Annotated in this window: 17 protein-coding genes, 1 tRNA gene and 1 pseudogene; 8 read left to right on the forward strand and 11 right to left on the reverse strand. The window is 26.7% G+C overall.

Annotated elements, in window-relative coordinates; genetic code table 11:
- Positions 1 to 357: 357 nt before the first annotated feature.
- On the reverse strand, positions 358 to 546 hold the full coding sequence (xseB, locus tag ERUM_RS04085) for an exodeoxyribonuclease VII small subunit (protein ID WP_011155434.1): 189 nt from the start codon (positions 544 to 546) through the stop codon (positions 358 to 360).
- Positions 547 to 610: 64 nt separating this feature from the next.
- Between xseB and ERUM_RS04090 the strand changes: the two genes are divergently transcribed.
- The 3 genes from ERUM_RS04090 (at position 611) to ERUM_RS04100 (ending at position 4,665) form a co-directional block, all read left to right on the forward strand.
- Complete coding sequence (locus ERUM_RS04090) at positions 611 to 904, forward strand: ETC complex I subunit (protein ID WP_011155435.1); 294 nt, start codon at positions 611 to 613, stop codon at positions 902 to 904.
- Between the two features lie 642 nt (positions 905 to 1,546).
- Entirely contained in the window at positions 1,547 to 2,461 is a 915-nt protein-coding gene (locus ERUM_RS04095; RefSeq protein ID WP_011155436.1) for an AEC family transporter, read from the forward strand.
- Positions 2,462 to 4,476: 2,015 nt separating this feature from the next.
- Complete coding sequence (locus ERUM_RS04100) at positions 4,477 to 4,665, forward strand: hypothetical protein (protein WP_011256166.1); 189 nt, start codon at positions 4,477 to 4,479, stop codon at positions 4,663 to 4,665.
- On the opposite strand, the gene rsmD is transcribed toward ERUM_RS04100, so the two are convergent.
- The 6 genes and pseudogenes from rsmD to gltX form a co-directional block, all read right to left on the reverse strand.
- On the reverse strand, positions 4,649 to 5,233 hold the full coding sequence (gene rsmD, locus ERUM_RS04105; RefSeq protein ID WP_011155437.1) for a 16S rRNA (guanine(966)-N(2))-methyltransferase RsmD: 585 nt from the start codon (positions 5,231 to 5,233) through the stop codon (positions 4,649 to 4,651). The genes ERUM_RS04100 and rsmD overlap by 17 nt on opposite strands.
- 5 nt (positions 5,234 to 5,238) lie before the next feature.
- Positions 5,239 to 6,453 (reverse strand): SurA N-terminal domain-containing protein, encoded by a 1,215-nt coding sequence (locus ERUM_RS04110; protein WP_231837211.1) that lies wholly within the window; start codon positions 6,451 to 6,453, stop codon positions 5,239 to 5,241.
- Positions 6,454 to 7,267: 814 nt separating this feature from the next.
- A pseudogene (locus tag ERUM_RS05175) lies at positions 7,268 to 7,387 on the reverse strand (lipoyl synthase); the annotation flags it as partial.
- A gap of 1,125 nt (positions 7,388 to 8,512) precedes the next feature.
- Positions 8,513 to 8,589: transfer RNA gene (locus ERUM_RS04115), tRNA-His, on the reverse strand.
- 1,599 nt (positions 8,590 to 10,188) lie between these two features.
- Positions 10,189 to 10,332 carry a hypothetical protein gene (locus ERUM_RS05125; RefSeq protein ID WP_155720549.1) on the reverse strand — a complete coding sequence of 48 codons (144 nt, stop codon included), beginning with the start codon at positions 10,330 to 10,332 and terminating at the stop codon, positions 10,189 to 10,191.
- 255 nt (positions 10,333 to 10,587) lie between these two features.
- On the reverse strand, positions 10,588 to 11,919 hold the full coding sequence (gene gltX, locus ERUM_RS04120; protein WP_011155439.1) for a glutamate--tRNA ligase: 1,332 nt from the start codon (positions 11,917 to 11,919) through the stop codon (positions 10,588 to 10,590).
- A 1,102-nt stretch (positions 11,920 to 13,021) separates the two neighbouring features.
- Between gltX and ERUM_RS05205 the strand changes: the two genes are divergently transcribed.
- The gene (locus tag ERUM_RS05205; protein ID WP_011155440.1) at positions 13,022 to 13,384 is read left to right on the forward strand and encodes an Erum7620/ECH_0207 family putative T1SS effector; all 363 of its coding nucleotides are present in this window, start codon (positions 13,022 to 13,024) and stop codon (positions 13,382 to 13,384) included.
- Positions 13,385 to 13,985: 601 nt separating this feature from the next.
- On the opposite strand, the gene ERUM_RS04125 is transcribed toward ERUM_RS05205, so the two are convergent.
- Positions 13,986 to 14,771: a thiazole synthase gene (locus ERUM_RS04125; protein WP_011155441.1), complete on the reverse strand. Its 786-nt coding sequence runs from the start codon at positions 14,769 to 14,771 to the stop codon at positions 13,986 to 13,988.
- A 232-nt stretch (positions 14,772 to 15,003) separates the two neighbouring features.
- The gene (thiS, locus tag ERUM_RS04130) at positions 15,004 to 15,210 is read right to left on the reverse strand and encodes a sulfur carrier protein ThiS (RefSeq protein ID WP_231089406.1); all 207 of its coding nucleotides are present in this window, start codon (positions 15,208 to 15,210) and stop codon (positions 15,004 to 15,006) included.
- Positions 15,211 to 15,500: 290 nt separating this feature from the next.
- On the opposite strand from thiS, the gene ERUM_RS04135 reads away from it, so the two are divergent.
- Positions 15,501 to 16,907, forward strand: coding sequence for a hypothetical protein (locus tag ERUM_RS04135; RefSeq protein ID WP_011155443.1), 1,407 nt, complete (start codon positions 15,501 to 15,503; stop codon positions 16,905 to 16,907).
- Between the two features lie 1,929 nt (positions 16,908 to 18,836).
- On the opposite strand, the gene ERUM_RS04140 is transcribed toward ERUM_RS04135, so the two are convergent.
- Complete coding sequence (locus tag ERUM_RS04140; protein WP_011155444.1) at positions 18,837 to 19,394, reverse strand: NifU family protein; 558 nt, start codon at positions 19,392 to 19,394, stop codon at positions 18,837 to 18,839.
- A gap of 178 nt (positions 19,395 to 19,572) precedes the next feature.
- Between ERUM_RS04140 and ERUM_RS05130 the strand changes: the two genes are divergently transcribed.
- Positions 19,573 to 19,827 (forward strand): DnaJ domain-containing protein, encoded by a 255-nt coding sequence (locus tag ERUM_RS05130; protein ID WP_011155445.1) that lies wholly within the window; start codon positions 19,573 to 19,575, stop codon positions 19,825 to 19,827.
- Positions 19,828 to 20,980: 1,153 nt separating this feature from the next.
- Here ERUM_RS05130 and rho read toward each other — a convergent pair.
- A complete protein-coding gene (gene rho, locus ERUM_RS04150) occupies positions 20,981 to 22,357 on the reverse strand; it encodes a transcription termination factor Rho (protein WP_011155446.1) in 1,377 nt (458 codons plus the stop codon).
- A gap of 1,433 nt (positions 22,358 to 23,790) precedes the next feature.
- Here rho and hslV point away from each other — a divergent pair.
- Positions 23,791 to 24,360 (forward strand): ATP-dependent protease subunit HslV, encoded by a 570-nt coding sequence (gene hslV, locus ERUM_RS04155; RefSeq protein WP_011155447.1) that lies wholly within the window; start codon positions 23,791 to 23,793, stop codon positions 24,358 to 24,360.
- A 2-nt stretch (positions 24,361 to 24,362) separates the two neighbouring features.
- Positions 24,363 to 25,829 (forward strand): ATP-dependent protease ATPase subunit HslU, encoded by a 1,467-nt coding sequence (hslU, locus tag ERUM_RS04160; protein ID WP_011155448.1) that lies wholly within the window; start codon positions 24,363 to 24,365, stop codon positions 25,827 to 25,829.

Here is a 25,829-nt window from a genome sequence, read left to right on the forward strand (position 1 = left end):
CTAGATAATTCTTCAATGCAAAAAATTTGATAGCAAAATAACATTTCATATAGTTCAAATGAAAAAAACTACCATATAAATACATCTTTTACTTATATATTTGAACTCTTAGTCTAATCACATATCTTTATTAATAGTAAAAGACTATAAAAACTTTACTTTACAAATCACCTATCTTTAGCATACTTATTATACTTAACAACAATGCTGAATAATAGTGATCTTATAACATAAACTTAAAAACACATAACTTTCTTTCTTCTTATTGTACAAAGTTTTTAATTTGTAATACAAAATAATCTTTCACACATATACAAACTATCTACCCTAAAACAAGTATCTATTGAAATGTTTAATTTATTCTCTAATTTCAATTTTGAGTTCTATATCTTCAATAACTTTATTACAGTACTCATATAATTCTTTACCACGACTATATAGTTCAACACTTCTAGTTAAACTTACTTCTCCAGATTCCAATTCTTGCACTATGGACTCTAACTGCTGTATAGCAGATTCAAAAGTATACTCATCATTAATAGACATAAACTATTATTTAGTATATAATTTATAAGGTAACAGTTTTTTTATAGAAGAACAAGTATCAAACATGTATGCAAAAATATACAGACCAACTAAAAGCGTTATGCAGTCTGGAAAAAACAAATCTAAAACATGGAAATTAGAATTTGGACCATCAAATACTCAATACATAGAACCATTAATGCAATGGACTGGTTCTTGTGATACAATGCAACAAGTTTCTTTATTCTTTGCAACTAAAGAGCAGGCTATTGCATATGCAAATGCACACAATATTAAACATATAGTATTACAGGAATATTCACAAACTATAGCTCCAAAATCCTACGCTGACAATTTTACAAGACTGAGGGGAATATAATAAACAAGCCATATACTGATATTGGTACTTTTTTATTTTATAATTGATAAACTTAGTAATATACAATAAAACTCTATAGTTTTATAATAAAGTTATATAAGCCATTATGATAATAAATTATCATTTCTTTTTACTCAATCATAATATCAAGTAAGTTAGTAATTATAACATTGTCAAATAGCGATATATATATAACATACCTGAAATATTATATTTAAAAAATTTTCATATTTTTATATTGTTACCAATACAAAAACTTTATATTTAGCAATTTGCTTAAAACATGAGAATAATCATATAACCAAAATATGCTATTATCTATATACAAAAAACTCATTTCATAGTTAACAATTATACTATGACAAAACTATATTAATAATACCTACTATAGTTTTTTATAACACTCCATTACATATTAACTGAATACCAATGATGGAGTTATACAACATATCATATGATGAACACTGTAAATTTAATGGTTATTTAATACACTATGTCTAATATTAACTTATTAACTAATTGATGACTGCATTTTTCCCAGTTATCAAACTTTAACTGGCAGATGTATTTTTCACAATTCTATAGTTGTAAAGCAATTCATATTTATGCTACAGTATCCTATTAGTATCACATTAAAAAATTATGTTCTCAGTCCTACTACTCAAGATCTTACCTGTATATATAACAGTACTGTTAGGGTTTATTGCAGGTAAATTCTTAAAGATAGACAGTCCTAGCATAGCAAAATTATTGTTTTATATTGTAGGACCACTTGTAATATTCTTTGGTATATCACAGGTAAATATCAACCCAGAAATCCTTTCCTTACCACTCCTAACATGTCTAATATGTTGTATAATGTCAGCTGTAGTATATTACACATCTGCCCTAGTGTTTAGAGATAACACAAGAAATATCCTAGCATTCAGTTCAGGAAGTTCTAGCATGGGTTTTTTTGGTCTACCTCTAGCTCTTGCAATGTTTGATGATAATACAGTATCAATATATTTATTCTGCTATGTAGGAATGTTAATATTTGAAAACAGCTTTGGTTTTTATCTTGCAACTCAGGGAATATATACCACTAAAACATGTATAATGAAATTAATAATGTTGCCAGCAATATATGCTGCTATTGCGGCATTATCTTGTAGTTACTTTCATATACATATTCCAACTTTTCTATCTGATTTTGCAGTAAACATTAGAGGTACTTATGTTATACTGGGAATGATGTTATTAGGTGTAGCTGTTGCAAACATAAAGAGTTTAAGTATAGACTGGAAACTCATTTCCCTAGCTGTAATAATAAAATATATACTCTGGCCTGCCTTGGTAATTGGGTACATTGTAATAGATAAACTCACAATACAACTATACGATAATGACATATACAGAGCACTAATACTCATAGCAATAGTACCAATGTCAGGTACTAGCATAATATTAGCAACAATATTAAATAATAATCCTGATAAAATAGCACTTATGTTACTAGTAAATACCATTATAGGATTATTCTATGTACCTATGATGATTTCATTATTATTATCGTAAAAATATTAAACACATACAAGATATTATTTTATTACAATACATGTTTAATATGCAATCTTATGAACGTTAATTATATGGAATACATAAGTAAGTACACAACTTTTCATCAATATAAAATTTATTAAAATTAGTCAGCTGTGTATTTTCAAATTAACAATTATAACTTATATTAATAAGTATGATATACTACTAGTAAATCTCATAGTAAAATACTTACAATAAACTAATATATAATTTACAAGACACAAATTTATAATAACATACGCTGCATATATAACACATTTCATAAACAGATGCTTTACTACTAATCAAAGTTCAATATCTGTAAAATTTATAGTTACTTTTAATAGACATGTTATCACTTTTTATTATAGAAAATAATCTATAATTATAGAGCTTGTTTTATTAGAATAAACACAAAACTAGGACTGTTAAAGTTAGACAAAATTTTACTGTTATCCTACTTTGCAGAAAATAATATCTTTTATTGCTACATATATGATACATACCATGTGTGCTAATAAACTAAGATTAATATAACAAACCATACCCTTATAAACCTACAAAAATTCCTTTTTAATAATTTTAAGATTATGAGCATTACAATAGCTTTCACTTAATGATAATTAATAAAAACTTTCTGTAATGTTACATGTATAGTCCTATAAAAATTATCACAATATATTCTAATTATCTTAGAATTATAGATAATTCTAATTTCCTTCACCTCATTATAACAAAATAAAGTAAAATTTTCCGTTTTCTAGAATGTACATATCTAATATCATGACTAATATTAGAGTAAACAATATTCCTACAAAATCATCAAAATGTGTTTTCAACAACTCTAAAATACTTGTTTTAATAAATAATAGCTCTATTTAAACTGTGGTTTACTTTATATATGGTAAATTTTTCGTTGATGTCACAATACATATAAACATTTTCAGTATAGGAAATATATGCTTTATTAAGTAATATGGGCTCAAAAGAACACTACTACTACTTCAATATCAGTTAATCCACAAGAAAAACTTTTATATTATTACATAAATCTATGTATTACTATTTATATCATCATAATCAAACAACAATATCTTATACAAAACTGCCAACATATTTTAAAAACCTAAATTGCAATCATACCTTTACCTCATTGTACTGGCATACACAATCAAAAATTTTTAACTTAACATACATTATTTATGTACTACTATTTATATCATCATAATCAAATAACAATATCTTATACAAAACTGCCAACATATCTTAAAAACCTAAATTGCAATTATACCTTTACCTCATTGTATTGGCATACACAATCAAAAATTTTTAACTTAACATACATTATTTATGTACTACTATTTATATCATCATAATCAAATAACAATATCTTATACAAAACTACTAATATATTTTAAAAAACCTAAATTGCAATTATACCTTTATCTCACTGTATTGGCATACACAATCAAAAATTTTTAACTTAACATACATTATTTATGTACTACTATTTATATCATCATAATCAAATAACAATATCTTATACAAAACTACTAATATATTTTAAAAAACCTAAATTGCAATTATACCTTTACCTCATTGTATTGGCATACACAATCAAAAATTTTTAACTTAATATACATTATTTATGTACTACTACTTATATCATCATAATCAAATAACAATATCTTATACAAAACTACTAATATATTTTAAAAAACCTAAATTGCAATTATACCTTTATCTCACTGTATTGACATACAAATCAAAAGTTTTTTACTTAATACACATTGATGTAATACTATAACAAACATTTACATTATAACATACATATTACTAATAATATTTTCATCAAATTGTAAAACATAGCAGCAATAATATTACGACTAATAATCTGATTATTTTGATAAAATAGATTTTTTACTATATATAACAATATCAAACAACCTAATATAGCTTAAATATCTGTAAAAATTCAGAGTAATTTACAATCTCTTGACATTGGGAGTATTGTGGAAGTTACGAATAATGATGCTGTAAATATCATTATGTTATGTAATGTAACAAAAGGTAAGGCTGATGACACTAGTGTTAGTGATGTTAATATGATAAAGCAGAAGCTATATATGGAAAAGTTAACTATGCAAAGCGAGTATTTATTGTCTACTTTAAAGAAAAGTTCTTTTAAGATAAATTTGTAACATCAGCACACAATATTGCTTTATTAAATCGTAATATGATCACTTTAGAAGTTCCATAAGTACGTTCAACTAGTACCTGATATCCTAAAGGAAAAACAACAGAAGTTTTTCTACTAACTCTAACCATAACTATACTATCGTCATTAATCCAACCAAAATTAATGAGGATATTCAGAGTGATATTAACTAATGTAGGATTATTATATGGTGGATCAACAAAAACAATATCATATTGATCATTTGCAATAGATAACCTTTCTACATCACAACACATCAATACAACATTATCTGTTAGACCCAAATATTCAGATGTTTGTTTAACTAAGCGTAAATTATAATGGTTAATATCAACTAATAAAGAACTTGCTGCACCTCTTGATAATGCCTCAAAAGATAATGATCCACTACCACAAAACAAATCAAGAACTTTACAACCTTGAATGCTCATGCGAGATGAGATTATATTAAAGACCGACTCCCTAATTATAGACATAGCAGGCCGAGCACTCAAAAATTTATCAGAAAATATTTTACGTCCTCGGTATTTTCCAGATATGATACGTAGCATAGTAACTAATTATACTTTTCTATTAAAGAACTTTTCTTTAAAGTAGACAATAAATACTCGCTTTGCATAGTTAACTTTTCCATATATAGCTTCTGCTTTATCATATTAACATCACTAACACTAGTGTCATCAGCCTTACCTTTTGTTACATTACATAACATAATGATATTTACAGCATCATTATTCGTAACTTCCACAATACTCCCAATGTCAAGAGATTGTAAATTACTCTGAATTTTTACAGACAAGTCTTTTACTTTCGCAACAAAACTCAATGGTTTTGGTAAGCCAAGCTCAGCTGCAATATTCTGAAAATTCTCACACTTAGCTTTAGTCTTCAGTAAACTAATCTGATCAACATATTTTTTACTTTCTTGAACATCTAAATACATTTGCTGTAGATTGACACTACTGTTTGCAAACTCTCTATTTATTTCAAACCTATTAAGTAACTTTATAATCAGATTCCCATATTCAGTCTTAATTGGACCAATTACATCATTAACTTTAGCATTCAATAATTGGTTAGCCAATACTATATCAACATCTTTAAGATTAATGCTAGTTTCTTCGAACAGTAATCCTTCAACGCGCTTTTTAATATTATCAATACTTATTCCATCATGTAAACTACGTATCACATCAGTTACATTATTATCACTCAAACCAACTGGTAATACAATCTCTTGAATATGCACAAATATATTTAAACCATTAGGGGATAACATAGTATCTTGACTATCCAATATCTCTTTATTACTAACACTAATATAAGGGACAACCTTTAACATCAAGATTTTATTCCACAGTAACTTGGATTTTACATGCTGTATTAACATATCATAATCTAACCCTTGCTGTTCAGTATAAGATTTAAAGTCATTATTATGATTTTCCTTATGGTTAGAACCTTTCATAACAAATAATTGGTTAACAGCATCCAAGATTTCTTGTTCACTCACCACAACTTTAAGTTTTTCAGCTTCCTGCTTCCATATATACTCATCAATTAGAGAATCTAATTCTATATCCTTAGCTACATCACTATCAACATGATAAAAGAATTTACTTATAGCAATATATCTTTCTAGGTCTAAGCTAGAAATCAATTCACCATTAACCATAGCTACCATTTTCACATTAGCAAAAGCATTAGAACAATAGAAAGCAAATATTAAAAGAAACAACCCTATTGTACGATTACGCATATGAATTATCATTAACAAGTTCTCCCTATTAACTATCATATAAAAACACAGTAATGTCAAAAATTCTTTAACCATTTAAAACACAATATCTTAAACAATATTAACCTACACTATAACTCAAGTATCACACAAAAGATAAAAAAATATAAAAGTAGGTCTTTCGAACATCCAATATAATCATCTGATATGTTAAACTTACATTAAAATACTGCTTAAAAAAATAACAATTACCTCATACCTACTCGCATTTCTTTACAGAACTTTTTGACAATAACTTAAATTATGAAACACTTGTAACTATATATACAAAGCAGATATCACAAAGTTATAAAATAAATTAACATCCACATACTGATTAACAATACTAGAACCCAATCGCATTAGATAATTCCCTGATTAAATAATAGAGTAAAACATAATATAAATATTCGATAACTCTGATAACAAATATAAAGGTGAAGCAGTCAATATAAAACAATATTTATTATCTAACTAAATTTAACTGTCCATTAGGCTCATAAAACAGTAAAGATAGTACAAATACCTGATACTATTTCATCATAAATATTAAACAAGCAATCAATATAAAACATAAATTAATGTAACCACATTATTAAACAATATAGTTATTATCTAATTAAATTTAATTGTCCATTAGGCTCATAAAACAGTAATGTCAATTAATATAATTAATACTATGATTTAATTAAATAGCGAAATTACAAGATAAAACCTATAAAATTTAACAATCACATAAATAAAATATAAGTATGTTTTATAATCAACAAAGGTAAAGTAACCATATTATCCATGTAATATTATTATTTTTTAATAAATATAAAGAATGAAAATAACGTGCTTTTGGTCTAATCCTAACTATAGCCTTGATACTACTTCTTTATTGATTATACACATCAGGAAACACTTTAGCAATTTTATCAATTGCATATTATTCTTTATATAAAAATAAAATTGTACCACATTGATTTATGATTTCCAAATTTGATAATTAAGAAACTGGTGTTATTTAAATAACAAAAATGTAAAAGACATCAAATACAAGATTTTTAAAATCACCTTATATAATAATATAATTTTTTTGGGGAAACTTTACTAAAAAAATGACTACTCAAACAGTTATATAAAATATACTAGAATACCTATGATCTTTAATAAACATACCAATGGAAACAATTTATGATAATAAGTAGCATGGAAATTTTAAGCTCTCCTTAAATTTCAATAGACATATAAACTTAGTATTACAATAAAAAACACATTTTTAAACCCATATCTTATTATTAGTGTAAAACTAAATAGTAGTCTTATTATTTAAGAATTTATAAAAGATATTAAAATTACTAGTAAATTTTATATTAAGATAGATTCAAGGACTTTTTCCATCCAATAAATAACAGAAATAAAACACCAATTTTTAACAGCAAAACATTTGTACACACTAAATAAGACAAATATTTGTAATTAAAAGCATAATATTTAGAAAATGTATAACTTTACTTCTCCAAAAAACTATATAAACCCAATAGAATATATAGCAGAATATTATAAAAAGCTTTATTAAAGGATATAGATTTCTTTTTTTAATAAAAACAAAAGTAAAATTATTATTTTATAAGCTTTATAGAGAAGCATTATATACACTATATAATTTTGTAAGGCAAATTTGTAATTAAAAGTATAATATAAAAAAATATAATCTCTCGTTTTCAACCACAAATTATGAGAAATAAGAAAGATTCCTAGTTAAACATCCTATATACAACAGAAAATAATTTTTCTTTAACAAATATAAAAATTAAGTAGCTTTATCAATTTCATAAACTTTATCAGAAAATACCCATATATAACACTCACCAAGATGCAGTATGAAATAAGCTTTCATTCTTTTCAGATACTGTCAGTTATTTAAATAAGTATAAGACTTTATAAAATACATGATAACCCAAATCTATACCAAACTACATAAAAAATAAGTTACATCTTTAATTATACAACATATTAATAACACTGAAATACACATTCCCTATATCACAAAAACAGAAAGTAAAGATGGGGCGAATGACCAGAATCGAACTGGCGACCTTCAGTGCCACAAACTGACGCTCTAACCTGCTGAGCTACATCCGCCATATTTAAATAATAAGTACTTCAGTATTTTTACCACAAAAAAATATAAGTTCAACACTGATCTATATAAAGTAATGTTATCAGTATAAACCAAGACTATAAATTTAAAACAGTAAATTTACCAATAACAACAAAATTAATATTATTCACTATAACCATAAATAATATTATAAATATATCAACTAATAAATAATATTTTATATGCCATCTTCATTAAAAATAATCTGACCAATAAATACAAAAAATGCAAGATAATATTACACATCTACATTAACTATTTCTCAGTTAATTTACCAGAATATAATTTTCTATTTATTATATAATCAAAACTTAAAAATATTTACTGTATATACAGAATCCAGATCTTATATATCCAATAAAATTGCTACTATAATATACTATAGTATTAAATGTAAAATTCTTAATAATCAGATAAGAACACCTATCATATAGATAACAGATCATAAGTTTATTATAAAACAAATAGATAAGTAACTTATAAAATTTACCATATATTTACGACTGGATGTATACAAACTCATCTAAAGTACTAACAACAGCATTACTTTGACAACAGCTTATAAAATGATAATGGAAAAAATAACTAATTTTGCTTGGACAAAAAACAACACTTTGAGAAATATGACAGTAGTCATGCGTAACCAATTATTTCTTAATTACTAAAACACTACTTGTAACATATATAAATTCAGTTAATCATTTCTAAGATATAATATTGACAAATATTTTAACTAATATACTTCTTAAAAAATACATTATCACTTACAAAGCTATCAAAAAAAACAATACTTAATAAATGAACACACTGTTAAATATTATATACCTAACTTTAATAGTATTAAGTTGTATCTTTATATTAAAGAAATAAACTTCTAATAATATAATTCTAGGTTTTACACTTCATACATTTTAATATTAACTTGAAAAAATACAGATTAATAAATTTTTAATTAATTTCTAATCTTAATAAGTAATTGCATAAATTGATTTTTAATTTTATAAGCACATTCTACAATCAACCAAATACGCTAACATAGATAGGCATAATATAAGTTACCTTTTAACTAGAGAAATAATAACTTACTCAAGTAACATAACAGATATTTTAAACCTCATACTAAACTCATTTTAATAAGTGATGTCCATTTTAAAATAAAATAATCCAAAAAAAAGTCCAAAATACACAAATAATTTACTATCTACCAAAAAAAAAAAACAAACAACTTAACAAAACCATACTAATAAATATTTTAAACCCAACATAACCTAACAGCAGGGTACACCACTTTTAAAATTGGAGTACAATCTTTCTTGTATACATATAAGAATTATGATAGTTCCTTTCTTATTTATTATATAACACTGAGCTAATACTATAGGATATTACAAATATATGGGATAATATAATAGTTATCTGTGTTTATTTAGTTGGAATATTGAGTATTTCAGCAGCAATGTAAGGGTATTCTACTAAGCGAAATAAATTTGTTAAGTCTATTAGCTATTGGTTGTTGGAATAATGTTTATTATGCAGAATTATACTACTAATTTAATAGTGTCTCCATAGTTATATTCATATCAAGATATCTTACTTAAAAAGTTGACCATATATGTGGTATTAAAATTAATATCACTAATATTATCTTCACATCGACTATCACGCCAACTATGATTATTATGAAGTATACGACGACGACCACAACAACATGAACTAATGATCATGACAATACATATAATAAAAACTCCCATAAAAAAGTATAAGAGGTTCTGGGATACTGAATAGTATAAATATATCTCACAAGAATCAGATATATAGACAATCCATCACTTGATAAAAATATAATAACTTAATAAACCTAGAAATGATATTTCACAAAGCCAACGTCAAGCAAAGCAGTAAATTACATAAGCTCATCATTCATTAAAAAACACACTATCCATAAAAACTCATTGACCACATATTTAATACATTAACATCTATCTAGAATAACCAAGCCTACGAATGATTTCTGCTCTACCAAGTATAGGAAGTAATTTTGCAAGTTCTGGACCAGTAGATATTCCAGTCAAAGCTAATCTTAAAGGAATAAATATATCTTTCGATTTACGATCAGTCTTTTCTTTTATATTAGCTACCCATGTTTTCCAAGTATCTTGATTGATTTCTCCATTAGGAAATACACTTAAAGCCATTTTAATAAAATCTTGATCAGATTCATTAATCACTGGTACAGTAGTTTGTCCGCAAATTCTTATCCATTCTTTAATATCAGAAAACTTTTGCACATTTCCAGAAACAAAATCCCATAAATCTGGAGAAGTTATATTTAACTCACTTAATCTAAGTTTAACATCTGAAAAAGACATCTTATGTAATACTTTAGGGTTCAGTTTTATTACATCATCTATATTAAACTGAGTAGGAGCTTGATTAAACTTTGTAATATCAAAAGTATATATTAAATCCTGAATTTTTGTATGAACAACTATTGGATCAGAAGTTCCTATCTTGGCAAAATAACTATTAATAGCCATAGGCTCTAATTCATAAAATTGCATATCTTTAATACTAAAACCACCAACCCTTTTCGAGATTTTATTATCATCACAATATAAAAGAGATAAATGTGAAAACGTAGGCACGCTAGCTTTTAGAGCATTAAACATTTGTATCTGAATTGCAGTATTACTTATATGATCTTCTCCACGAACAATATGAGTTATATCAAAATCTATATCATCTATTACAGATGGCAACATATAAGTATAGGTACCATCTGCTCTTTTAACAATTGGATCGCTAATATTTGCCGCATTAAACGATACCTTTCCTCGTATCTCATCATCCCAACTTATTAACTGACTTTGATCAATCTTAAACCTAAAATAGACATCTCGCTCAGAATATTTATTTTTTTCATCCTGCGTAAGTTTGAGTGCACTCCTGTCATAAATAGGTGGCAATCCTAATTTTAACTGCATTTTCCTTTTAAAATCCAACTCCTCTTTACTCTCATAGCAAGGATATATTAATTCTTCCTTCAATAGGTAATTAAATATTTCATCATAACGATCAAATCTAGACGACTGTCTCACATCAAAATCCCAATCCATCTGTAACCACTTAAGGTCATTAGCGATTTCATTCCTATAATCATCTTTAGATCTTTGAAGATCAGTATCATCAAATCTAAGTAAGAACCTACCTTGTTTACTACGAGTATATAACCAACATATCAAAGCAGTTCTAACGTTCCCCACATGAAGATAACCTGTAGGACTTGGAGCAAAACGCGTCATCATAATCAAGATCCTTTAAAAAAACCTATTATTTGCTACATTAAGAATTATTTTCAAGTAACATCAGCCCATAACCACAGCATAAAACAACATATATTTAATACAATAAATTTATAACACATATTATATAATAACGATAACCCACTTAACCTGTATAATCACAAATAATACTATACAAACACTTTTCAACTAGCTATCAAACATTAGTTCTTAATTTCACAATTTTATCAGGTGAGTATGTTATAATAATACTAACCAGTATTAAATAAACATTACACAATACATCTAACTAAAATACAATACAAAAAACACTTCTTTAAACTACTATCCAAGTATTAACACAAAGTACAATAATATCTATATTTCTGCTTTTATACAGAGAAACTTCAACATCATAATTATTTATGTTATAGAATAATTTTGAAACAATATATACTTAGACTATATACCATACTATCTAATTCTACTTATTTCAATTAATTACACTATGTAGCATAATATATACCTGAAATAAAATAACCATATAAAAAAAGCTTTTCCAACTTTTCACACAAATACTAGCTAAAAATACAACAACTTTATCTAAAATGAGCATACTACGTAATATAACTTTAATACTGAGTAACACTATAAACTACTTTCACACATATAAAATTAGATATAACTAGTAAATAATCATACTTACAAATATTTCTAATTCACCATATTACGCAATACAACAATTAACTTACACAACTAGCATAATAATGATTTATATAGTTTCTTAAGTTTTAGATTATTATCAATAGGAATTTTAGTGCTTAAATAATATACATAAAGATTTTAAAAAATCTTGTAAACCTGTCCTATTAAAAAAAATAACTGACAATAAAAAGATTCCTTTTAAATTTTATAATAACATTCACTGAATCACTTAGGTATGAAATATGCTATACAACTTACTCATAATTTAATATATCACTTCTACACATTTATATATTACTTGACACAAGAAAGTATATATACTGATTTCAATTATATCGCTATATAAAAAAGACATTATACTTTTTATTTACTAAAGACTATTTTAATTATATCATTAGGCCATAAACAGTAAATACATACTTACACTATGCACTCCTTTATAATATATAAACACCCAAAGAAGGATTCTTTAATTTTCGTTCAAGATGGGTTTTCATTAATGACATTTATGTTCACAATTTTTTTTACTCTCTACAATAGGTTATGGTTGATGTCATTAATGTCACTTTTTATATTCACTGGAACATGTACCATGTATTCTTACTTACATTGCATTAATTTCCCTACCTACTTACTCCTTAACTTAACATACATTCTCTACATGGCTATATCTTATTCTAGTTGGTACTGTACAAAGTTAAAAAGAATGGGATATAAAATATATAATGTTATATTTGCAGAAAACCTGATTGCCGCAAAGTTAAAACTACAAGATAGGGGTTTTTTCTAAATTACTATTTGATTTTTTTAATTATTACAAATTGCTTTAGTTTTTTTATCTATCTCCTACTAATTTAGTACACATCTTTACCTTTATATATGGTTATATCGTAATGCTATAGCTGTTTACATAAATCAAAAAAATGAATCTAGTAACATATGTGATTTGTACAGAATCAAATTGTAATAAAATTAATATACGATAGAAACTTGTTTTAAATTGCTGTTTAATTTTCAACTATTACAAATTTCTTTATTTATCTACTTTAATCCATACATTTCTTATTAGACTATGGTTATCTACACAAAATTAAAAAGATATGGTATAAGCTACGTTATATTTATAAAAACCTGATTGCTGAAAAGTCAAGTATACAGTATAGAGGCTTTTCTAACCTACTGTTTCATTATAGTCATTATAATGATTTTAGGCTTTTTATTTATGCTAGCATAAGTATAAACTATATATAGTTATGTTATAGGTAATACTGAACAGAATAAAAAGGACAAAATATATAAGATATGCAATATTATACTTGCAAGTATCACATTTTTATAAAATTAACATATAAATATTAGGATGTTTTTAACCCACCTAATCTTTATGGCTATTAATTTGAATTATTACACCAAAAAGGTGTATCTATCAATGGTGTACTTGATACTGCAAAATTTCTCTTAGGTATAATACCAGAATTATAAGCTATATACCCTGCTTCTACAGCATGTCTAAAGGCACGCGACATATCTTGTGGTACAAGAGATTTTGCAATAGCAGTATTAACAAGCACAGCATCAAAGCCATATTCCATTACCATAGTAGCGTCTGATGGCCTACCTATACCAGAATCCACTATAAGAGTGATATCTTGAAATCTATTTCTTAATAATTTTAAATTATACATATTTAGTATACCGTGTCCAGACCCTATAGGTGAAGCACCTGGCATAAGAATACGACATCCATAATCTATCAATTTTTTACATACTACCACATCATCTGTGCAATATGGAAAAACCTCAAACCCCTGACTTATTAATTCTTTTACTGCTTCACACAACAATACCAAATCTGGATATAACGTGTATTCATCACCTACAACCTCTACCTTAATCCATTTAGTGTCAAAAATTTCTCTTGCCATCTGAGACATAAGCACAACATCATTTACTGTAGAACACCCAGCAGTATTAGGTAAAATATGACATCCGCTTTTTTTTATGATATCCCAAAAGTCATTACCACCATTCTGAGATGGCATTTGTCGTGACAAAGACACTGTTATTACTTCAGTCCCAGAAGACTTAATAGATTGACATAAAATATTAGGAGATGGATACATTGCAGAACCCAATAACAACCTACTCCTTAATAAAGTTCCATATAAATTCAACATATCTTTTCCTTATTCTGTAACACTGATTACCAATACAGACACATTGTGTTATAATTTTACCACCTTCATTAGCACAGATTACGGAACGCAGAATCTAATATCTTTTTTTCATATATTCCACCATGTATCTGAAAACTTACACAGTTATATACTATTATAACAAACATAAATTTTATACCTAAAAACTAATTACCTATGTTGAGATATTATATAAATATAAAATATCAAATGCTTACCCACCTTGCATAGGATAAACTATATCTACAATATCACCACTACTTAGGTAAGTACTGCTATATTGACTACGAACTATTAATGTCTTATTTACTGCAACAGCAAACGGAATGTTACTATCATAACCACATAGGTTTAATATATCACATAATGTTAGTTCACTTTTAAACGATCTTTCCTCTTTATTAACTATAATAGTAATCAATACCTTACCCCATACCAACTATATACACAAAATCTACTCTTATAAAAAAAATGACTAAAATATACTTACAATCATATTATTCTATAAATTTATATTTATACATACAATTTTATAGTCTAGTTTATATACAACAACACATTTTATATAATATTTTAATATTTATAAATTTATACAAAAAATTATTTAAAATACTTAATAATATATTAATTTTATGTTAGAATGGAAAAAGTCTCTGTAAGGAAATTAGTTTATATTATAACATAACTCGTGATAAATTTAGTATTATAATAATGCATATTAACTCTTATACAACACACAGTTTTCTGCTAAACACAAAATTTAAGCAGCAATTATCACATACATCCCATAAAACATTATTACCATTCTTAATATTAATTTCACAAACTTGTAAACCCCCTATTGAGCAAGAATACTCCCGCTATTATCATTTAATACAACATTATACTCATGTGTTATATAATAAGATACAAAGTACAGAAAATATAGAACAGTCTGTATCACTATTACGACTCTGGTATCAAGACCTAATATACCAAGTTATAGGAAACAGGGTACTACTTCCCAGTGAACAACACATTATTGATAAAATATTAAATAACACACTAGACAAAATGCTTATACAAGCAAAACCAAATAATAAACTTTCTCATACTTGTTTAAAACGCGATATCTATATAAAATTTACAGAAAAATTATGTAAAGCAGATATTAGACCAGAATTGAAAAAATTATTTAAAAATACAATAAAAAATACTTATGATATAACCCATCATACAATAAATACAATGAAGATTATTAGCACGGTTATACAAAATCATGATATCTCTTTATTACTAGCATTCTATGGAGTTAGTAAAAGAACTAATAATACAACCGTATACCCTAGTACACCAATGTCCTATGAATTAAAAAAAATATACGGAGACATAATGCAAGCAGACCCAATAGATACACAATCTGCTCTAAAATTATTCCCAGACAAACACACTGCTCATACAATACACAAAAAACTTAAAACGGCAAGTACTAAGGTAAATCTTGAGTACAATAAGGTATACAAATTCATACTATATCAATATCCATGGTATTCTATTATCAATAAAATCAAACAGATCATAATTACTATTACTGTAATACCAAGATTACGTGAAGAAATGCATATATTAAAACATCTAAGGTCTACATTTATAAAAAGTATAGCTTATGGAGATACTGCTCCTTTTTTTGAAAAATTAGCAAATACCAGAAATACTTCAACAACATTTAGGAAACACAATACCACTACACAATTAATAGAGGAGCTTAGAAAGCTGGAAACATCTACAGATAATAAAACTGTTACTACTCAAGATTTTATTACACACATGAAAAAATATGCTATTCGTCCATCTAAAACAACAATAACAGAACAACTACCTTTAGAATTACAGATTAACCCACAAAATAACCAAACCCATAAAAAACCAAATATACTATCTAAAACAAAAAATATGATAGGCAAGAGTAAACATTTTTTAAAAAGAACTGGTACAGTATTAACAAAAAAAATGAAAAAAGTAGTGCCAAGTAATAGAAAAAAGTATAAAAAAGTACCACCACATCTGACTTCTATTGAAACAATATCTGAATATTCTACTGAACCATGCTTGTTGACAAATAATATGAAACTTGATTAGCTAATACAATTATATCAACTGGTATATTACCTCTATACCAAAAATACCCAGTCTCAACTCAAATGTCTTGTTCTTTCAACAATAAAACTAAACAACATAGCCTATATAAGTTTTATCAGTTTACGTAGTTATATGTTGAAATATATTCGTAACAAAATAATCACTAATACTCAAGACAAGATTAAAATAATAACACAATACAGAAAATTGTATTTACATAATTTTTGATCTATTACATTACCTGAAAGTAATATTCTTATATTATTTCTCTAACACTTAATTAAAGTATTATTAATATTGAAATAGCAACTGTGTATTATCAAGTACATTTGGTATTATATTAATGCGTCATATTGTCTATGATTTATTAATATTACATATTCCACACAATAATGATCTCAACACAAAACCTAGTTTATATAGAATAGAGTAAAAGTAAATACACATATTTTTTGAAGACAAATATAATCCATTATTTACTCAAACAACTCATTAATACCATACTATCACATTTCCATATACTATAACAAAACATAAAGTTCTCAGAATTTCAATAAAAATTAATATATATTATTAAAAGTACATACAAACTACTTCTTGATTAAATGATATTATATTCAAATTAATTAATCATATCACTCAATACTGTACATGATTTTAAATATTATTAAATTTATAACTAGTAAAGAAATAGTAACTACTATAACTTCTAAGTTCTAGATAATTAAATATATGTTTTTAATATTTACAAAATCACCTATCAATACTACAAGTTGAGCTCAGTTAAATTAAATAAAAATTCTAATAACCAAATCAGTATAAAAAAATCATATATTACTCAATATACAAAACTTATACATATTACAGATCTGTTCGTTCATGTAACAGACCTATTAATATTACAATAACACTACTACAGTACTAAATTATACACCAGCTGCTAATATGTGATATTGTGTATCCCAAGCTTATTGTCTTAAAATTTGAACTACAGTATTATGGTGAGGTTTCCTAAGTGTTGATTGAATCTTTTGTGTTAATTTATCTTCTGTACCAAGACATAATACATATTGTACAGTAGATCTGTACAATACCGATTAATATTATAAATTCAATTCGTAATAGTATTAAGTTACATACAAACTGATAGCATGATATTGTTCATTTTAAGTCTATTGCCTTAAAATTTGAATTACACCATTATCATGATTCAGTTTTCACTAAACTCTTTGTTATTAATTTAACATACTTTATCAACATATAATATTTATAAGTACACTAACCCTTTCTATGTAACAGTAACTTATTAATATCACTTCAATCATAACAGTGTTAGGTTATGTATCATAAACAGCACTATAATCTAGTTTGAGCTTATTGTACTAGAGCTTAACCTACAGCATTTATTATAAATACCTACCAGTTTTATTACTAAACTTTTGTATTAATTTACCTTCTTTTCTTAATCTAGATAAACATGACTACTTTAAATCAAATAACCTAAAAAAGACTATATTACTCTCAATATTATATATAACTATATTAAATATTACAGAGATGTAATATTACTAAAATATTATGACAACACAGAACCTTATTATTGAGGTAGTATTAATAAAAAAATCTACAGCAATATCACACATTAAATTTTCATATTATCTAAGAACTCAATATAAATAACAACCAATGCTACAACACTTAATAGTATCACTTCCAATAAACAGTACTGAATATAGTTTTATTACTACAAAAATAGTTGGAAATTAATTATAAAATTTTCTCACATTAGTTAGGACAATCTTACACTTTAAATAAGTACTAATAAAAACCATACTTTCAGTTATAATACACCGCAACTGCCCAAGTAACTCAACAAGAAGATCTCCAATGATATAATTACATATCAATAAACAACATACTTAATTATGTTTATACACTTTCAACACTTTGTATATCTGGTAGATAATAAGTCAGCATGTTATATATACCTTCTTTTAAAGTAATAGATGCACTAGGACAACCTGAACATGCTCCCCTTAATTTTACAAATACTATACCATTACTATATCCTTTAAATTTTATATCCCCTCCATCTTGTGCAACAGCTGGCTTAATATAATCATCTATTAATTCTTTAATCTTGCTAACTATTTCTTCATCTTTTGCATCAAAAAACTCTTGTAAATCTTCTTCATCATTATTTTCTACAGAATCATTTGGATTAAGTGTTAAGAAATCCATAATTACAGTTAATATTTCTGGCTTTAAAACATCCCATTCAATATCACTAGATTTTGTAACTGATATAAAATCACCTCCAAAAAATACACTCACTATATGTTCAATTTCAAAAAGTGCTTTAGCAAAAGGTGAACTTTCAGCTGTAATACTATCAGTAAATTCACCAATTTTTCCATTATTAACAGGAATTCCTGGCATAAACTTTAGAGTATTAGGATTTGGAGTGTCTTCAATTTGTATAAACATAATAAACCATTTACAAAAAAGTACTTTTACTGATAATATTGGTATACCGTACTTAAATCAAGTCATTTGTATGTGGTTTATTTTCTTAGTGATATTCTGTATAATAGGCGTTATATTTGTATTGCCAGTTGTTGCACTGTTTATATTTTTCTTATTCAAAAGAAACAGTATTATAAACATGAGTGAAATTATAACTTCCACTCTAAATCGAGTACTAAATGAAGCAAATACTTACACTAACATTAAAAGTACAGGCAGCAAGCTATCAAGACAGGAAGCACTTGAAATATTAGGACTACAAAATGGTGTAACTCACGAACAAATTAATGCAGCATACCACAAATTAATGAAATCGATACATCCTGACAGAGGTGGTTCTCCTTACCTAGCTCAAAAATTAAATGAAGCTCGTGATACACTACTAAAACAGTAATACATACCTATCAAATAACTGTTTTCTACTCTGAGTAAACTACGCAATCTATATATAAATGCTTATATTATAAACTACACTTAAATAAAATTATTTTCTCTAACTAAGTTCCAATGTTAAATAATCATTATTTAGAGATTAGCTAATATATACATAGTTATATATAACTAATACAATTCATACATAAGATATAATCAATAATACACACCTACCAAATAACTGTTTTCCACTCTGAGTAAACTACGCAATCTATATATAAATGCTCATATTATTAAACTACACTTAAAAGTTATTTTTTCTAATTAAGTTCTAATGTTGGATAATCATTATTTAGATATTACTTAACAGATACACATAACCAAAGCTAACAATTATATAATTTATACATAATACAGTATTGATAAATTAAGTAGTACTACATACAAAACAGCATAGCCATAGTTATATAGCTACCAATCGCAATACTCACCTACCAGGAATATAACAAGGATATAGTTTATGTATAAAGAATAACATGATTTCAAATATCATTAATTTATAACTAGTTAAAAATATAGTAGTTGCTATAAATTTTTGAGCTTTAGATAATTACTATATGTAATTTTAACAATATCAGCATTACAAATCCATTTCAGGTAAGTTAAGTAAAAAATTTCAATCGCAAATTAGCATTAGAACACTGTATATAGCTCAATACACAAACCTATAGCTAATTAAATACATATTCTTGTATAGCAATACTCATTAATATTAGAACTCCATCATCGTAGTTCTAGATTATATATCAGTTATTAATATTATTTAATCTACAAATTATATAATTCACATATTAAACATAAAATGACAAACTAGAAGATCTATTACATTCAAAACCATATTAATCAGTATATATAGTTTACCATATTTAAATAATTACTACTTACACATTAAGAATATAATAGAACATAGTTCATGTATTACCAAAACTACAAATCATGCAATTCACATATCAAATGACAGAATAGTATGTTTTTTAATCAAGATAACATATTATTACTTAACACAAATTTTATAATAAAAAATTTATATAATTTAATTGTTATACATTAATATATCTATAGACAGATATAACTTAAATTACAGGTATATAAAACCATACTTTACTATCGGCTAACTAGCTATTCATCATATCGAAAAACTCATTGTTATCTTTCGTTATTGATAACTTATCTCTTAAAAACTCCATAGCTTCAACAGAACCCATAGATGATAATAATCTTCTCAATAACCATACTTTCTTTAAACACACATGATCTATTAACATATCTTCTTTTCTTGTACCAGATTTTGAAATGTCTATCGCAGGATACACTCTCTTATCTGATATTTTCCTATCTAATATTATTTCACAATTTCCAGTACCCTTAAATTCCTCAAAGATTACTTCATCCATCTTTGATCCTGTCTCAATCAATGCAGTTGCTATTATTGTTAATGATCCTCCATTCTCTATATTTCTTGCAGCACCAAAAAATCTCTTAGGTCTTTGTAAGGCATTAGAATCTACCCCACCTGTTAATACCTTCCCAGATGAAGGTATTACAGAGTTATATGCTCTTGCTAATCTTGTAATTGAATCTAATAATATTACAACATTTTTCCTATGCTCCACCATTCTCTTTGCCTTCTCTATTACAATCTCTGCAAGCTGTACATGTCTATATCCAGGCTCATCAAATGTTGAACTCACTACTTCACCCTTCACTGATCTACACATATCTGTCACTTCTTCTGGCCTTTCACCGATTAATAATACTATTAATTCAATATCTGGATGATTTACAGATATTGAATGCGCTATTTGCTGTAATATTATTGTTTTCCCAGCCCTTGGCGGCGCAACTATCAATGCCCTCTGTCCTTTACCTAATGGTGCTACTATATCTATTACTCTCATGCTTATATCTTTCTTACTTAAGCTTATAGGGTCATTGCACTCTAATAGTATCCTTTCCTCCGGATATAAAGGTATTAGGTCATCAAAATGCACATATCTTTGTAGCTTCCCCATATCTGTAAAGTTAATGCTATGTGCCTTTACTAATGTAAAATATCTTTCTTTCTCACTTGGAGCTCTAATCTCCCCACTTACTATATCACCAGTCCTTAAATTAAATTTCTTTATTTGTCCTGCTGAAATATATACATCATCACTACTAGCAGCATAATTTGCTTCAGGAGATCTTAAAAATCCAAAGCCATCGGATAATATCTCTACTACTCCACCTCCTATTGCAGCTCCTCCATCATTTACTACTTTCTTCATTAAGTGAAATATTATTTCCTGTTTTAGCATCCTTCCATTACTGACCACACCCAGCTCTTCTGCTATCTTTAGCAGATCCTCTATACTCTTCTTCTTTAATTCACTTAAATCTAATACTTTAACCCCTACTCCTTTATCCTCAGGTACCTTAACCTCTTCTTCACTTTGTATACCCTCTATTACTTCCTCTTCCTTCACTAAAAGAATATCTTCTGATTCCAACATAATAACTCTCTATTACACTTAAAATAAGTTGATTTTATGAACGCTTTCCAGTTATACATTTTATTACACTAATGAATTACTAGATCCACACATTAAATTAATAAATTTAGTACTTTTTAACAGATTAATTAGTAAGACAAATTCTCCACTGCAGATGTCTAAATAATGAAAACCTGTATCTACAGTCACACAATTACTAAACTAGCATACTTTTTTATTTTGACAATATATAAAACACTCATAACCTCAATGATACCTAATCAATACACTTGTTATTTACAAACACTAATAAAAGCAGACTTAACTAATCAGTTATTAGTAATAAGTATAGAAACACCAGCACATATCATATTAATCACTAGATCGACTATCCACTAAATTAACACACATACTTACAATATGACACATACACTACTAAATTTTATTGTGTGTAATGATTATTGTAATATAGACCCCATCCCCGGTTTTTTCATTATACACAACATTTAAAAACGTACAAATAAAAAAACTTTTTGGTTATATACTAATATCAGTAATGAAAATGAGAAATTATAGCACTACAAGATACACATCAACCATTACACCTAAAACTAGGTATTAATATTGTAACATACATTTATAACTCAAGCTACATGAAAGATATTGATAAACATTCCTAGTTAATAATGTCATACACATTTCTAAGCTATTATACAACATTTGTAATTCACAATAGAAATATTACATATAATGTATTTAAATTATGACATATAGATAACTGGATGCAATGTCATAGTAAAACATTCTTAATAAAGAATCTCATACATAAACCAACACCTCAATATAATATAACATTTATCATAGAGAAACACAATAATGTGTTTAAATTAGACTATAGATATTCACATAAAATATTATATACAACATTTCTACATATTAGACATGAACAACAACTAAGTTGCAATGTAATATTTTATTACATTGTAAGCAGTACTATGACATTCGAAATCAGTTATAGTGCTTTAATCATATAATAACATTATGAATTTAGTTAGTTATGGTTTATATCTTATAACAAAAAACTAAAAAGATAGATTTCAGAAATATTATTATTTTTATTCAAGTGTAAAATATATGTAAATTTATCAGAAGTAACATGCAATATTTTACTACACTAACAAAATTGTTTGTCAGAATACTATTATTCTGTTACAAGTAAACAATGATTTCATAATTATTAATATGTTATAGATTACAAATTTCAGCATTTCCTAAAATATTCAGAAAAAAAGAAATGCTACACGTATTATTAATATAGTATATAATTTCAGATGTAAAATTGTATACGTAGTTAGCTATGTATCTGAAATTCACTTTCTAGGTAATGTTAACGGAACCATGTATGTAAAAATGGATTCTCAGATCATAACTATATACCACTAGGAGCTTAAGTAATGGAACACAAAGACAATAGTAAAATGTATGGTACTACTATCTTATGCATACGTAGAAACAACCATGTAATTATTGCAGGAGATGGACAAGTGTCGTTAGGACATACTGTAATGAAAAATTCAGCAAAAAAAGTAAAGCGTTTAGCTAATGATACAGTTATTACCGGATTTGCAGGTGCAACAGCCGATGCGTTCACACTTTTTGAAAGACTTGAAGGCAAACTAGAAAAGCACCCTGGACAACTGCTCCGTGCATGTGTAGAATTAGCAAAAGATTGGAGAATGGATAGGTACTTGCGGAGATTAGAAGCAATGATGATTGTAGCTGATAAGTCTGTATCCCTCGTAATATCAGGTAATGGCGATGTGTTAGAGCCAGAAAATGGTATTGCAGCTATTGGCTCAGGGGGGAATTATGCGTTAGCTGCAGCAAAGGCATTATGCGAATCCAATGACAAATTTTCTCAAAACATGACTTTAGAGTACATAGTTACTACCGCAATGAATATAGCTGCTGAAATATGTATCTATACAAATAACAATATCATTATGGAAAAAATAGAGGATTAAAAATGTTTCTTACACCAAGTAATAAATTAAACTTAAATGATGAACTAAACAATATAGAAAACAGCAGTGATATGAACACTCAGGAAGTTACACAAAATATTCCATATACTCACAGTACACCAATACAAGAAGATGAAATAAATTTTTATGATCATAGCTCTCAAGAATTAACACCACAACAAATAACACAGGAGTTAGATAGGTTTATCATAGGACAAGCAGATGCAAAACGTGCTGTAGCTATTGCTTTAAGAAATCGTTGGCGTCGTAACAGGGTACCTGAACCTTTACGCGAAGACATTATCCCAAAAAATATTCTTATGATAGGACATACAGGGGTTGGAAAAACAGAAATAGCACGTAGGTTAGCAAAACTTGCAAAAGCTCCATTCATAAAAGTCGAAGCAACAAAATTTACTGAGATTGGTTATGTAGGAAGAGATGTAGACTCCATAATAAGAGATCTAGTTGATGTAGCCATTAATTTAGTAAAAGAGAGATTTCGTAAAGCTGTACAAAAAAAAGCAAAGGATCTATCAGAGAATATAATTTTAGATGCCTTAATAGGATCTGATGCAAGTCAAGAAACTAAAACTATTTTTCAAGAAAAATTAAAAAATGGGGAATTTGAAAACTCTGAAATTTCCATCTCCATTAAAGAAAGTAAAAGTCCAATACCGCCAATAGACGTACCAAACATACCAGGTAGTCAAGTTGGAGTAATGAACATAAGTGAAATCGTTCACAAAATGCTAGGAAACAATAAGCAACTCAAAACTGTAAAAGTTACAGTAAAAGAAGCAAGGGAATTACTAATCAACGAAGAAAGTGAAAAGTTAATCGATGAAGATAAAATTGTTAAAGAAGCTCTCCAACTTGCTAGCAATGATGGAATCGTATTTTTAGATGAAATAGATAAAATTGCAGCTCGTACAGAGATTAGAGGAGAAGTTAACAGAGAAGGAGTACAAAGAGATCTTTTACCACTACTTGAAGGAACAAGTGTTACTACAAAATATGGTACTATTACAACTGATCATATTTTGTTTATAGCATCTGGTGCTTTTCATTTAGCTAAACCTTCTGACTTATTACCTGAATTACAAGGGCGTCTTCCTATTAGAGTAGAACTTAAGCCTCTCAGTAAGGATGATTTAATAAGAATTCTAACAGAACCAGAATCAAGCTTACTCAAACAGTATTGCGCATTGATGAAAACAGAAAATATCACCATTGATTTTACTGATGAAGGAGTATCTACTATTGCAGATATTGCATCTACAGTAAACAGAGAAGTTGAAAACATTGGTGCTCGTAGATTACACACTATCCTTGAAAAATTAATGGAAGACATTAGTTATACTGCAACAGAAAATAGTGGTAAAACATATGTAATAGATAGTGAGTATGTAAAGAAAAAACTTGAAAATATCTCAAAACAGTTAGATTTGTCAAAATTTATACTATAA

Origin of the sequence: Ehrlichia ruminantium str. Welgevonden (assembly GCF_000026005.1) — a bacterium.
In the GTDB taxonomy this organism is placed as follows: domain Bacteria; phylum Pseudomonadota; class Alphaproteobacteria; order Rickettsiales; family Anaplasmataceae; genus Ehrlichia; species Ehrlichia ruminantium.